Origin of the sequence: Paenibacillus melissococcoides (genome assembly GCA_944800085.1) — a bacterium.
GTDB lineage: Bacteria > Bacillota > Bacilli > Paenibacillales > Paenibacillaceae > Paenibacillus_B > Paenibacillus_B melissococcoides.
This window is the reverse complement of sequence record CALYLO010000001.1, coordinates 42,785-58,022: the sequence shown is the minus strand read 5'-3', so window position 1 is coordinate 58,022 and position 15,238 is coordinate 42,785. Positions and strand designations below refer to the sequence as shown.

At 58.2% G+C, this 15,238-nt stretch carries 1 protein-coding gene; it reads right to left on the bottom strand.

The features are described from left to right. Positions 1 to 45: 45 nt before the first annotated feature. The gene (locus OCY70_RS00325; protein ID WP_213428304.1) at positions 46 to 15,078 is read right to left on the bottom strand and encodes a non-ribosomal peptide synthetase; all 15,033 of its coding nucleotides are present in this window, start codon (positions 15,076 to 15,078) and stop codon (positions 46 to 48) included. Positions 15,079 to 15,238 lie beyond the last annotated feature (160 nt).

The following is a 15,238-nucleotide window of genomic DNA, read 5'->3' as shown; positions in this document are numbered from 1 at the left end:
GGATGCGCGCCGCTTTCGCTTGACGGCGGAGGCGCGCTTGTAAGATTAAAACGCGAATTCGATCGTATCGACGGCACTCTTTGCGCCTGCCGACGGTTTGTGACATTCAATCCGGCTTAGCTCGAGTTGCGGATTTTCCACAATTTGAGACAGTACCCGCAGGTAATCCTCAGTCAAGGTGCGGATCATCGCTTCTTTGAACAGCTTGGCGGCGTAGAAGAAGCCCCCGCTCAGCGCCCCGTTGTTTTCATACATAAACAGCGTCAGATCGAACTTCGCTTCTTCCAAATGGTCAAGCTCGTAAGTCTTCAGGCTGACCCCTTCCAGTTCGGCGTCTCGTTCTTCAATATTTTGCAAGTCGAAAACGGCATCGAACAGCGGGAAGCGGCCCGGCTCCCGCTTCACATTCAAACGCTCCACGAGTTCCTCGAATGGATAATCCTGGTTCTCGAAAGCGCCCAAAGCCGTTTCCTTCACTTCTTCCAGGTAGGACAAGAACGTTTTGTCGCCCGACGGACGATTGCGGATCGCCAGCGTATTGACAAACATCCCGATGACCGGTTCCAAATCGTCGTTTGTTCTTCCCGCCACCGGGGTGCCCACGACCAAGTCCTCCTGCCCGCTGTACTTGGACAGCAGCACGGTATAAGCCGCAAGCAGCACCATGAACAACGTGCTTTCACGCTCGGCCGCCAATTCGCGCACCCGCGCAGAGAGAGAAGCTTCAACGTCGAACTCCAGATGCGCGCCTTCGTAGCTGCGAACCGCAGACCGTTCGTAATCCATCGGCAGGTCCGCCGTCGGCAGCTCGCCTTCGAAGGTTTGCAGCCAGTACGCTTCCTGCCGCCCGATCCGATCTCGGTGGGCCTTCGACTGCTGCCAAACGGCATAATCCTTGTATTGAATGCGCAGTGGCGGCAGTTCTTCCCCGGCGTAGAAACTCGATAACTCATCGATCACAATCTCCATCGATACGCCGTCGGACACGATATGGTGCATGTCGAAAAGGAGAATATGCAGGTTCGGCTCCAGCCCGATGATCCCGGCTCGCAACAGCGGCGGCTTGCCGAGATCAAACGGACGAACAAAGCTGCGAACGATCTGCTCGATTTGAGCCGCATCCGCTTTATCCGCTTCATGATGCTCGATAGCAAAATCCACCTGCGGGTAAATCCGCTGAACCGCTTCGCCCTTCACGATTTCAAAACCGGTGCGCAGCGATTCGTGCCGTGTTATCAATTTCCGCAAGGCGGCTTCCAACCGGTCTAAATCAAACTCGCCTTCCACCTGCACCAACTCCGGCATGTTGTAAAGCTGATCCGCTCCATCCAGCGTGTGCTGAATGAACAGCCGTTTTTGTGCAGAGGACAGAGGGTAGTACTCTCTCTCCTCCGCTTGAGGAATGACCTCATGCTCCCGCCGTTCCATCCGGGCGATCGCCTCGGCCATCGCCGCAATCGTCGAGTGACGGAATACGTCGCGCAGCGGCAGGTTGACGTTTAACTCCTTAAATACCTTGCCCGCCAGCGCCGTCGCCCGCAGGGAGTGGCCGCCGATGTCGAAGAAGTTGTCGTGAACGCCAATCTCCTTCGCAAGCCCCAGCACCTCCTGCCAAATCGCCGCCAGCTTCGTTTCCAGCTCATTGCGCGGTGCGACGTACTCCGTTCCGCTTCCCGCTTCTCCTTCCGGCGCTGGCAGCGCCTTCCGGTCAATCTTTCCGTTCGGCGTCAGAGGCAGGCGCTCCAGCTCCACGAAGTACGACGGGATCATGTAGCCCGGCAGCTCCTGCGCCAGCGCGCCGCGCAGATCGTTCACTGCCAGTTCCGCTCCGGTATCCAGCGTGTAATACGCGCATAGCGCCTTCTGCCCGTTCGCGTCACTTCGAACCAGCACCACCGCTTCGCGCACGCCTTCCACCCGCAGCAGCTGCGACTCGATCTCGCCCGTCTCAATCCGGTACCCCCGGATTTTCGCCTGGTTGTCGATCCGGCCGATGAAGTCCACGTTCCCGTCCTCCATCCACCGCGCCAAGTCGCCCGTGCGGTACAGCCGCTCGCCCGCGGCGAACGGGCTGTCTACGAACTTCTCTTCCGTCAGCTCCGGACGGTTCAAGTACCCGCGCGCCACGCCGACTCCGCCGATAACCAGCTCGCCCAGCACCCCGACCGGCACCGGGTTCAGATGCGCGTCCAAGATGTAGAATTTCGCATTCAGCCACGCTTTGCCGATCGGCACATGGCCTGTCTGCGGCAGCTTCGTCAGCTCCTCGTCGTAGAAGCTGGAGTCGATCGCCGCTTCCGTCACGCCGTAGGCGTTGATGATCCGGAACAACGAGCCGAAGCGTTCCTGCAAGGTTCGGTAATCCGCCACGCTGCAGCTGTCCGAGCTTGTGATCAACAGCTCCATCCCGCTCATATCCAGCCCCTTCTCGTGCACGTACTCCAGGAACGGTACGATCAGCGCCGGCGTCGATTCGAAGATGGTGACCCGCTCCCGCTCCATCCAGTAGTGCAGACGAGACGGATCGATCCGATCGTCCTTCGGCACAATCACCATCGTGCCTCCGTTGTACAGCGTCCGGGCGATATCTCCCACGAACACGTCGAACGAGAAGCTGGCGAGCTGCAGCAGGCGCACCGGGAACTGATCCAACCGGTATTCCCGCCGGTAGCCCGCCGCCGTGTTCACCAGGCTGCGGTGCTCGATCATCACGCCCTTCGGCTTGCCCGTCGTTCCCGACGTATAGATCACGTACGCCAGATCCTCCGGACGGGCTTCATGGAAGCTGTCGGTGCCGACATGCTGATGGCTCTCATCGCCGTCGTCCACAGCATCCGTCAGCTTGCCGGAAACAATGCCGGAGCCAATCGCCGCATTCGCCCGCTCCTCGCTGTACGACGCTTCGTCGTCCAGGTACAGCACCGCTGCCAGCGCCAGCTCCTCTTCGCCAAGCCAGGCTTCGGCACGCTCTTGCAGCGGCGTTTGCGTCAGCAGTACCTTCGCTCCGCTGTCTTCAAGCATGAACCGCACGCGGTCCGCCGGATAATCCGGGTCGAGCGGCACATACGCCCCGCCCGCTTTCCAGACGGCCAGCACGGCCACCAGCAAGTCCACCGAACGCTCGGCGAGAATGCCGACGATCGACTCCCGGCCGATGCCGCTTGCGCGCAGCGTGGCCGCCAAGCGGTTCGCCCGCTCGTTCAGCTCCGCATACGTCAGCCGGTCGTTCTCGTACACGACGGCCTCCACTTCCGGCGTGCGCTCCGCCTGTTCCTCGAACAGCCGGTAGAACGCGGCCGCAGGAGCCGCTTCCGGCTGCGCGGGGTTGAACGTGCCGAGAATTTGTTCTTTTTCCTCTGCCGTCAACAAGTTCAGCTCGGCGATCTTCGCATCTGGACGGCTTATGATCGTCACGAGCAGCTGCTCGTAATGCTTCGCCAGCCGTTCAATCGTCTCCCTTTTGTAGAGAGCCGTCGCATATTCGAAGCTGTAATCCAAGCCGCCGTTCTCCTCGCCCACATCCAAGCTGATATCAAACTTTGCGGTATCCAGTGCGCTCGGATAAGGAATCAGGCGAAGCCCTTCCAGCTCAAATTCCTCATTCTCCGTATTCTGCATCGTAAACAGCGTGTCGAAGAGCGGATTGCGGCTTAAATCACGGGTGACTTGCACCTTTTCCACCAATTCTTCGAACGGATAGTTTTGATGCTCGAAGGCGTGGAGGGTCGTTTCTTTGACTTCGTTCAGGTATGACAGGAATGTCTTCTCCGAAGCCGGATAACTGCGGATCGCCAGCGTGTTTAAGAACATCCCGATTAACGGCTGCACATCTCCATGATTCCTTCCGGCAATCGGCGTACCAACGATCACATCTTCCTGACCTGAATATTTATGCAGAAGGACATTATATGCCGCAAGCAACACCATAAACAGCGTCGTGCCCGTTTCCGAGGCCAGTTGCCTTAGGCCGTCAGTTTTCGAAGCGTCGAAGAAAAACTCCAGCGTTTGGCCTTCGTAGCTCTGCACGGCCGGACGCGGATAGTCGGTTGGCATTTCCAGCACCGGAAGCTCGCCTTGGAACATGTTCAGCCAGTACGCCTCCTGACGCTGAAGCCGTTCCTTCTGCTCCTGCGAATGCTGCCAAACGGCGTAGTCTTTGTACTGAATGCGCAGAGGCTCCAATTGCTCGCCGCCGTACAAGCGGACGAATTCTTCAACAAAGATTTCCATGGAGACACCGTCGGAAATAATATGATGCATGTCGTACATTAGAATATGGCGTTCCGGAGCCAGCTCGACAAGGCCTACCCTCAGCAGCGGAGGCTTCGCCAAGTCAAACGGACGGACAAAACGGCGAACCGTCTCTTCGGCCTCTTGCTCATCTACTCGATAGAACTCCACGGCAAAATTCAAGTCCTGGTAAACCCGCTGCGATGCTTCGCCATCCACCATTTCGAACCCGGTGCGCAGCATTTCATGCCGCGCCATGAGCTTACGGAACGCTTCTTCGAACCTTGCCCGGTCCAAAGCCCCCTCCAGCAGCATCGCCTCCGGCATGTTGTAGCTAAGCTCCGCGTCTTCCAGTTGATTCAGGATAAAGAGACGTTTTTGAGCAAAAGATTGCGGGTACACCTCCCGGTCATCCGCCACCGGAATGGCAACGAATGTCTGCTCATCCAGCCGGGAAATGGCGGCCGCCATGCTCTCGATCGTGGAATGGCGGAACACGTCGCGCAGCGGCAGATCCACGCTCAGTTCCTTGTGCACCTTGCTGACCAGCGTCGTCGCCCGCAGGGAGTGGCCGCCGATGTCGAAGAAGTTGTCGTGAACGCCAATCTCCTTCGCAAGCTCCAGCACCTCCTGCCAAATCGCCGCCAGCTTCGTTTCCAGCTCATTGCGCGGTGCGACGTACTCCGTTCCGCTTCCCGCTTCCCCTTCCGGCGCTGGCAGCGCCTTCCGGTCAATCTTTCCGTTCGGCGTCAGAGGCAGGCGCTCCAGCTCCACGAAGTACGACGGGATCATGTAGCCCGGCAGCTCCTGCGCCAGCGCGCCGCGCAGATCGTTCACTGCCAGTTCCGCTCCGGTATCCAGCGTGTAATACGCGCATAGCGCCTTCTGCCCGTTCGCGTCACTTCGAACCAGCACCACCGCTTCGCGCACGCCTTCCACCCGCAGCAGCTGCGACTCGATCTCGCCCGTCTCAATCCGGTACCCCCGGATTTTCGCCTGGTTGTCGATCCGGCCGATGAAGTCCACGTTCCCGTCCTCCATCCACCGCGCCAAGTCGCCCGTGCGGTACAGCCGCTCGCCCGCGGCGAACGGACTGTCTATGAACTTCTCTTCCGTCAGCTCCGGACGGTTCAAGTACCCGCGCGCCACGCCGACTCCGCCGATCACCAGCTCGCCCAGCACCCCGACCGGCACCGGATTCAAATGCGCGTCCAAGATGTAGAATTTCGCATTCAGCCACGCTTTGCCGATCGGCACATGGCCTGTCTGCGGCAGCTTCGTCAGCTCCTCGTCGTAGAAGCTGGAGTCGATTGCCGCTTCCGTCACGCCGTATGCGTTGATGATCCGGAACAACGAGCCGAAGCGTTCCTGCAAGGTCCGGTAATCCGCCACGCTGCAGCTGTCCGAGCTCGTGATCAACAGCTCCATCCAGCTCATATCCAGCCCCTGCTCGTGCACGTACTCCAGGAACGGCACGATCAGCGCCGGCGTCGATTCGAAGATGGTGACCCGCTCCCGCTCCATCCAGTAGTGCAGACGAGACGGATCGATCCGGTCGTCCTTCGGCACAATCACCATCGTGCCTCCGTTGTACAGCGTCCGGGCGATATCTCCCACGAACACGTCGAACGAGAAGCTGGCGAGCTGCAGCAGGCGCACCGGGAACTGATCCAACCGGTATTCCCGCCGGTAGCCCGCCGCCGTGTTCACCAGGCTGCGGTGCTCGATCATCACGCCCTTCGGCTTGCCCGTCGTTCCCGACGTATAGATCACGTACGCCAGATCCTCCGGACGGGCTTCATGGAAGCTGTCGGTGCCGACATGCTGATGGCTCTCATCGCCGTCGTCCACAGCATCCGTCAGCTTGCCGGAAACAATGCCGGAGCCAATCGCCGCATTCGCCCGCTCCTCGCTGTACGACGCTTCGTCGTCCAGGTACAGCACCGCTGCCAGCGCCAGCTCCTCTTCGCCAAGCCAGGCTTCGGCACGCTCTTGCAGCGGCGTTTGCGTCAGCAGCACCTTCGCTCCGCTGTCTTCAAGCATGAACCGCACGCGGTCCGCCGGATAATCCGGGTCGAGCGGCACATACGCCCCGCCCGCTTTCCAGACGGCCAGCACGGCCACCAGCAAGTCCACCGAACGCTCGGCGAGAATGCCGACGATCGACTCCCGGCCGATGCCGCTTGCGCGCAGCGTGGCCGCCAAGCGGTTCGCCCGCTCGTTCAGCTCCGCATACGTCAGCCGGTCGTTCTCGTACACGACGGCCTCCGCTTCCGGCGTGCGCTCCGCCTGTTCCTCGAACAGCCGGTGGAACACGGCCGCAGGAGCCGCTTCCGGCTGCGCCGGGTGGAACGCGCCGAGAATTTGCTCTTTTTCCTCTGCCGTCAGCAAATTCAGCTCGGCAATCTTCGCATCCGGACGGCTTACGATCGCCGCAAGCAAATGACCAAAATGAGTCGACAGCCGCCGGATCGTGCTTTCTTTATAAAGAGCCGTTGCGAATTCAAAGCTGCACTCCAGGCCGCCGTTTTCTTCCGTAACATCCACACTCAGGTCGAACTTGGCCATACCGTATTCGCTAGGGTACGGGGACAATTGCAGCCCTTCCAGCTCAAACTCTTTATCCTCCAGGTTTTGCAGGGAGAACATCGTGTCAAACAGCGGGTTACGGCTCAAATCCCGGCTGACCTGCACTTTATCGATGAGCTCTTCGAACGGATAATTCTGATGCTCGTAAGCGCCTAAGGTCGTTTCCTTCACTTCTTCCAGATACGACAGGAAGGTCTTCTCCGAAGCTGGATAATTGCGGAGCGCCAACGTATTGACAAACATTCCGATCAAAGGCTGCGTGTCTCCATGTGTTCTGCCCGCAATCGACGTTCCGACGATCAAATCGTCCTGACCTGTATATTTATGCAAAAGCACGGTATATGCCGCAAGCAGCACCATGTACAGCGTCGCTCCTCTTTGAGCGGCCAGCTGCTTCAAACCTTCGTTCGTTGCCTCGTTCACGAAGGACGTCAGCGTTTGTCCCTCAAAGCTCTGCACGGCAGGACGCTTATAGTCCGTCGGCATTTCCAGAACCGGCAGTTCGCCCCGGTAATGGTCCAGCCAGTAAGCTTCCTCGCGTTTCAACTGCGCTTTTTGTTCGTCCGACTGTTGCCATACCGCATAGTCCTTGTATTGAATGCGCAAAGGCTCTAACGACTCACCGCCGTACAGGAGAACGAGTTCCTCGACTAACACGTCCATTGAAACCCCGTCGGAGACGATATGGTGCATGTCGAACATCAGCAAATAACGTTCGGCTGCCAGCTCTACGAGCTCCGCCCGCAGCAGCGGAGGCTTCGCCAAGTCGAAAGGCCGGATGAAGTCCTGCACGACTTCAGGCGCTTCTTCCTCGTTCGCATGACGGTACTCGACGGCAAAATCGACGCTCTCGTAAATGCGCTGTACTGCTTCGCCTTGTACGATCTCAAAGCCGGTTCGCAGCGTTTCATGCCGTGCGATCAGTCCGCGGAAAGCCTTCTCCAGCAGGCTCCGGTCAATCGATCCTTCCAGCAGCAGCACGCCCGGCATGTTGTAGCTCTGATCGGCTCCTTCCAGCTGATTCAGGATAAACAGCCGCTTCTGAGCTGAGGAAAGCGGATAATATGCTCTTGCGCCTGCCAGGGGAATCGACGAGAACGACTGCTCTCCGATCCGGGAGATGGCGAGGGCCATCTCTTCGATCGTCGAGTAGCAGAATACGTCGCGCAGCGGAAGTTCGACGTTCATTTCCTTCTGAATCTTGCTGACAAGGTTCGTCGCCCGCAAGGAGTGGCCTCCGAGCTCGAAGAAATTGTCCAGGACTCCAATGCCGGAGTAGCCCAGCACTTCCTCCCAGATCTTCACAAGCTGGGACTCCGTCCAGTTACGCGGCGCTACGTATTCGACGCCCGTTTGTATGCCGCCTTGCGGCTCCGGCAGCGCTTTGCGGTCCACTTTGCCGTTGGTCGTCAGCGGCATGCGCTCCAGCTGCACGAAGTACGACGGGATCATGTACCCCGGAATTCCCTGGGCCAGCGAGGTTCTCATTTCGCTGACCGTCAGCGTCCGGTCCGCCACAAAGTAGGCGACAAGCGCCTTCTCGCCCCCGCCGTCCTGACGGGCGAGCACCACCGCTTCTTCCACGCCCTCGACGTTCAGAAGCTGCGTCTCGATTTCGTCCAGCTCGATCCGGTACCCGCGGATTTTCACCTGGTGGTCGATCCGGCCCAGGTATTCGATGTTGCCGTCCGGCAGCCAAGCCGCCAAGTCGCCAGAGCGGTACAGCTTCTCCCCCTCCGCAAACGGGGAATCGACGAACTTCTCCGCCGTCAGATCCGGACGGTTCAGGTATCCTCTCGCCAGGCCTTCCCCGGCCACGTACATTTCGCCCGCTACGCCGATCGGCACAGGGCGGCGATTTTCATCAAGGATGTACACGCTCTGCGTCGGGATCGGCTTGCCGATATTGCTCTTCGCCGCCTCAATCTCGACCCACGTAATTTCCTTATACGTCACGTGAACCGTCGTCTCGGTAATGCCGTACATATTGATCAGCTTCGTCTCCGGGTACTTCGTCTTGAAGCCCTTGAGCAGCAGCGGACTGAGCGCTTCGCCCCCGAAGATGACGTTGCGAATCCGCAGATCGTACGGATGGTCCGCCAAGACCTCACGCAGCAGCTGGTAGAAGTACGTTGGCGTCTGATTCAAAATCGTGACCTGTTCGCGGCCCAGCAGCGCCAGGAAATCGGCCGGATTTTTCGCCGTGAGCGGCGGTACGATGACCAGCTTGCCTCCATACAGCAGCGCTCCGTACATTTCCCAGACGGAGAAATCGAAGCAGAACGAGTGGAACAGCGTCCACGTGTCGGACGGCCCGAAGTCGAACAGGTTCTTGTCGTTGAACAAAAGGCGCACGACGTTCTTATGCTCGATCAGCGTTCCCTTCGGTCTGCCGGTCGTTCCCGACGTGTAGATGACATAAGCCAGGTTGCCCGGCCCGGAAATCGGCTCCAGGTTCAAAGCGTCCAGCGCACCTTCGGAGTCCGCCCCTCTGTCGCCCCAAACGAAATCATCCAATTCGAGGCGCGTTCCTGCGAAGTCGGTCTTCTCGTGCAGATGCTTTTGAATCAGCAATAACGGCGCGCCCGAATCCTCAATCATGAACTGGATGCGCTCCTCCGGGTAGTCGGGATCGACAGGCACGTAGGCTCCGCCCGCTTTGAGAATCGCCAGAATGCCGACGACCATATCGAGCGAGCGTTCGGCCAGAATCGCTACCAGTTGGTCCGCTTCTACTCCCGTCTCCCGCAGCTTCCGCGCAAGGCGGTTGGATCGCTCGTTCAGCTCGCGGTAGGTCAGCTGCCGCTCGTTCATGACGGCGGCCACGTTGTCCGGGTAAAGCTCCGCCTGCTCTTCGAACAATTGAATGAGCGTCTTCCCGCGGGGAAATTCCGTGGTGGTGTCGTTAAAACGTCCGAGAAGGTCGGCCTTTTCCGCCTCCGTCACAAGTTCCAGCTCACCCACGGTAATTTCCGGGTTATCCGTCACCTGCTCCAGCAGATGGACGAGATGCCCCTTGAGCCGTTCGATGCTGTCTTTATCGAACACTTCGGCGTTAAAGTCGAACCGAATTTCGATCTCGGCTCCCGGCACCACGGTCACGTTGAAGTTATAGTTCGTCTGCTCCTCCATCTGAAAGTCAGTGATCGTCAGGTCGCCGTGCTGCTGGTCGCCCGCCTGCTCCATCTGCTCGTCCACCGGATAGTTCTCGAAAGCGATGATATGGTTGATCAGGTTTTGCTTTTGCACGCTGCGGGCTTGAATTTCATACAGCGGATAGTAATCATAACGCCCGGACTCCAGCGCCCGCTCTTGGAGCTTCGCCATCAGGTCGACGAACACGGTGTCCCCTTCGCTCGTGACGCGGACCGGCACCGTATTGATGAACAGCCCGATCATGGACTCAATGCCCGGGATTTCCGCCGGTCTTCCGGCCACGACGCTGCCGAATACGGCATCGTTTGTTCCGTTATATTTTTGGAGCATCACGCCCCAAGCGGCTTGCAGCAGCGTATTGACCGTAACCAGACGCTCTTTCGCCACCCGGTCCATCCGCTCGCTCAAGTCATTGCCCAGCTCGGCGGTGACGTGATCAGCCGTAAATCTGCCGTTCGGCGCCGGTTCCTTTTGTCCCGGGAGTACGGTTTGCCCTTCATAACCTGCCAGGAACGCCGTCCAATAGCCGGATGCCGCCTGATTGTCCTGTTTCTCCAACCATTCGATATAGGCGCCATAATCCGATCCCTTATCTCCCGCTGGCTGCTTGCCGGATGCCAAGGCCGAGTACGTCTCAAACAGCTCCTGCGTCAGTTGCGGCAGGCACCAGCCGTCCATCAAAATATGCTGGAAACTCCACAGCACATGATAGCTCTGCTCTTCGGTGCGCAGGATCGTAACCCGAACGAGCGCGTCATGTTCCATGTCGAAGCCGCGAAGCTTGTCATCCTCGGCCTTTTTATCCAAATACGCTTGTTTCTCGTCCGACTGCAAGTGAAGCAGCTCTTCATATTCAAAGCCGACCGGCTTGTCGCGGTATATGATTTGCAGCGGCTCGCCCGCCGGTCCTTTCACAAAATTCGCCCGCAGCACCAGATGACGTTTCGCAAGCTCCATCCAGCTCCTCTCGAAAAGCTGGACGTCAAGCGCTCCCCGCATCGTAAACCGCGTCTGCTCGAAGTAAGCGGCCGTTTGCCGGTCAAGCGCGCTGTGGAACCACATGCCCTTCTGCATCGGCGTAAGCGAGTAAATATTTTCGATTTCCCCGACATGGCCCGAGCGCTGGCCGATTTGCTCCAATTCCGCGATGGTCAAGCCTTTAAATTGCACATCGCTCGGCGTCAATTCGGTGTGTTCTTTGCCTGCGCAGTGGGTAATGAGCTCTCGGAGACTTTGCTCAAGCCGCTGAGCGAAGGCTTCCATCGTTTCCTTGCGATACTGCTTCCGGCTGTAGCTGAGATCGAGCGATAGAGCGCCGTCCAGCACCATGCCGTTGATATCCAGCACAAAGCTGCGGGCCTGCCGGTCGCTGGCCGGGTTTCCGTTGGAATAAGAAGATATGCCGAGCTCGTCCTGATTGACATCATCGTCGAACTGGCCGAGGTAGTTAAAATTAATTTCCGGCTCTGCGCCCCAAACAAAGCCATCCTCCGATTTGGAGAGATAGCGGCATACACCGTACCCAAGCCCCTTATTCGGAATGCGGCGCAAGCTTTCCTTGACGTGTTTAATCTGATAGGCCAAATCCCGGTTGGTTCCCGGCTCCAGGACGACCGGAAACTTGGTCGTAAACCAGCCGACTGTGCGCGTGATGTCGATATCCGTTCCGATCGATTCGCGTCCGTGTCCTTCGAGATTGATCCGCACCCGTTCGTGTCCCGTCCACTTGCGAACGGCTATGCCGAGCGCCGTTACCAAAATATCGTTCATTTCGGTGTTGTAGGCCCGGTGAACCCGCTTCAGCAGCAGCTCCGTTTCTTCGGGAGTCAAACGGACGAACAGCGATTCGCTGTCCTGCTGCGTCGTAACGTCCGCCTCCAGATCCTTCGGCAAGGCCGGAACCGCAATTTGTTCCACGGCCTGCCAATAAGCCCGTTCCTTTGCCATCTCCGGGCTTTGCGCGTAAGCGGCCAGCTGCTCGGACCAAGTGCGGTACGCATCCGTTTTCGCCGGGAAACGAATTTCCTCGCTTTTGCCGGCCTGCTCGTAACCCAGAGCGAAATCCTCCATCAAAATGCGCCAAGACACGCCGTCCACCACGGCATGATGAACCGCGAGCAGTAAATGATCGCCGTCCGCGCACCGGAACAGTCCCGCCTTCACGAGGGGCCCTTTCTCCAGATCGATGCCCGCTTGAATATCCGTTGCCTTCGCTTCCACAGCCTGTGCGGTATTCTCCGCCCCCTTGAAGTCGAACACGTCCAGCGTGAACAGCCCGCCTTCCTGAATCGCGCGGTTCCGTAGGCTAAACCCTTGTTCCGTTTTGCGGAACACCATCCGCAAGGCGTCATGATGCTCGGCCAGCTTTTGCAGCACCTGACGCACCGTCTCTTCGTCGAAGCGTTCCTTCCGGTACAGCATCACCGACTGGTTGAAATGATGCGGGTCCGCAAAGGAGCTCTCGAAAAACCAATGCTGAATCGGTGTCAGCGCCGTTTCACCCGTTACTTCGCCTTGATCGATGGTATGTCCGATCGGTTTCACATGCAGGCTGAGCTGTGAAATAGTCGGATATTTGAACAAATCCCGGATTTCCAGCTTGTACCCGGCTTGATGAAGCCGCGAAGATACTTGAATGGACTTGATCGAGTCTCCGCCCAGCTCGAAGAAATGATCCGTTACCCCAACGCGATCGGCGTTCAATACCGCCTGCCACACATCGGCAAGCGTCCGCTCGGCTTCATTGCGGGGAGCTACGTACGCGCCGCCGGTCAGCGCGTTTCCTTCTGGGGCGGGCAAAGCCTTGCGGTCGATTTTGTCGTTCGGCGTGAGCGGCATCCGCGGAAGCTGAACAAAATGCGCCGGAATCATGTAATTCGGCAATTTTTGCGCCAGCGCGCTTCTCAGCTCGCCGAGCGTAAGCGGGCGGCCCGCGACCAGGTAAGCGCACAATTCTTGCCCGCTTTTGCCTTCCCGCGCGATTACCATCGTCTCCTGCACGGATTCGATCTTCAGAAGCTGCTCTTCAATCTCGCCGATCTCGATCCGAAATCCACGGATTTTCACCTGATGGTCGATGCGGCCCAAGTACTCAATATTTCCGTCCGGCAGCCAGCGGGCGAGATCTCCCGTCCGGTAAAGGCGTTCTCCCGGCGCAAACGGATGTTCCACGAACTTCTCTGCCGTCAGCTCCGGATGGTTCAGGTAACCTCTCGCAAGCCCCACGCCTGCCACGCACAGCTCGCCGTCCACTCCCGGAGGCACAAGCTGCAGGTGGGCATCCAAAATAAAAATCCGGTGATTGGCCAGCGGGCGCCCGATCGGAATGACTCTGCGCTCCGGCTGCTCCTCATCCGCATCCCAAAGCGTCGTAACAATCGAAGCTTCGGTAGGGCCGTAAGCATTGAAATAGTGGACCTTCGGTTTCCACTGCTGCACGAATTCGGCCGATACCGCCGAGCCTCCCGTTACGAGCTTCGTTAAGCTGGGAAGGCGGTCCGGGTTCAAATAAGCGCTGTACGTCGGAGGCAAAATCGCCGCCGTAATCGCATGCTCGTTCATATAACTCTCGAACAGGCGGTTGTCGAGAATCGTCTCGGCCATCGGGATGTACAAAGCCGCGCCAAAATAGAGCGCGTTGAACACTTCCCAGCAGGACGCGTCGAACGACAGGCTGGCGAATTGAACGATCCGGTCATGCTCCGTGATGCCCAGCCTGTCCGCGAACATCAGCTTCAAGCTGACCAAACCGCGATGCTCCAGCATGACCCCTTTGGGTTTGCCCGTCGTACCTGACGTATAGATGACATAAGCCAGATCATTCGGACCGCTGGCCGGCTCCAGGTTCGTTCCATCGTCGCTGTAGGCCTGCTCGTCATCCAGCGTCAACACGGTCCCTTCGAACGGCACCTGCTGCTGCAGCTCCCTTTGAGTCAGCAGCAACTGCGCGTTCGAGTTCTCCAGAATGTAGCGGATGCGTTCTTCCGGGTATTCCGGGTCGATCGGCACGTAGGCACCGCCAGCTTTCAGAACCGCCAGAATGCCAACGACCGTCTCCAGCGATCTCCTGGCCATCAAGCCTACCAGTTGATTGGGCAGCACGCCGACCGATCGCAGCGTCCGCGCCAGCCGGTTCGCCCGTTCGTTCAGCTCCGCGTACGAAAGCCGCCGCCCCTCAAAGACAACCGCCGTTGCTTCGGGCACCCGCTTCACCTGCTCCTCCACGAGCTGATGAATCGTCCGATCACGGGGATAGTCCTTCTCGGTATCGTTAAAGCTTTGCAGCAATTGAAATTTCTCGTCCTCCGACAGCATGTCCACCCGCACGATGTCCAGCTCCAACTCGTGAAGCCCCACGGCCAGCAGGCGATTCAGATGGCCGACGACCCGAGTCATGAACTTGGAGTCATATAAGTGCTCGTTATATGACAGCGCTAGCTGTATCGTCCCGCCGGTTAAGCTGAATTCAAAGGAACAATCCGTGACCACGTTTTGCCCAATTTCGTCCAGATGCAGCTCCTTAAGGGATACTAGCGTATGGATGACGGGTATCCCGTCTGCATATTGCAGGTCCAGCTTCTCCGTCATTTTCAAGAACGGAATATGTTGATGCTGAATCGTTTCCGGCAAGGAAGTCCTCAGGTCGCTCAGAAGCGTTTTAAAAGTCGCACCCGCCGAAAGCAAGTTTTTCAAAATGACCGTATGATTAACGGATCGGCGCGTCTCCGTCGGTTTCCGTACAACCGGCATACCGACCAGAATGTCAGAAGCGCCTGTATATTTATGCAAGAGTGACTGAACACCGGCAAGCAAAATCATAAAAGCGGCCAGCGGAGCGCCCTTGCTCATTTGAAGGACGCGCTGCGCCGCTTTCTCCGAAAGCGAACCGCCGACGGTTGTCATAATGGGCGCCTGGGAGCTTGGAGCTTTGCTGTAAGGCAGCCGCGTCAAGGTATAATTGTCGCTACCGAATTTTTCGTTCCAAAACAACGTTTCTTTTTCAAAAGCCACCTGGATCGTCCCCCTCTCTACATCGGTAAAAGCAATCCGGCGGAGCATATGCCGCAGCAACGCTACAGCCTTGCTCCCCGCCTTTTCAAACATGTGACTACAATATCAAGGGCTTTCGCGCCAGGTCACCGCTTCGCTTGCCCAGTTGATCGCATGCGGCAATCCTCTGCCTAGCAGGTGTCCCACTCGGCTCCCATGCGTGAAAGACAACAAAGAGCATCGTTCTACGCAAGAGATGCGGCTACTTCCGGCT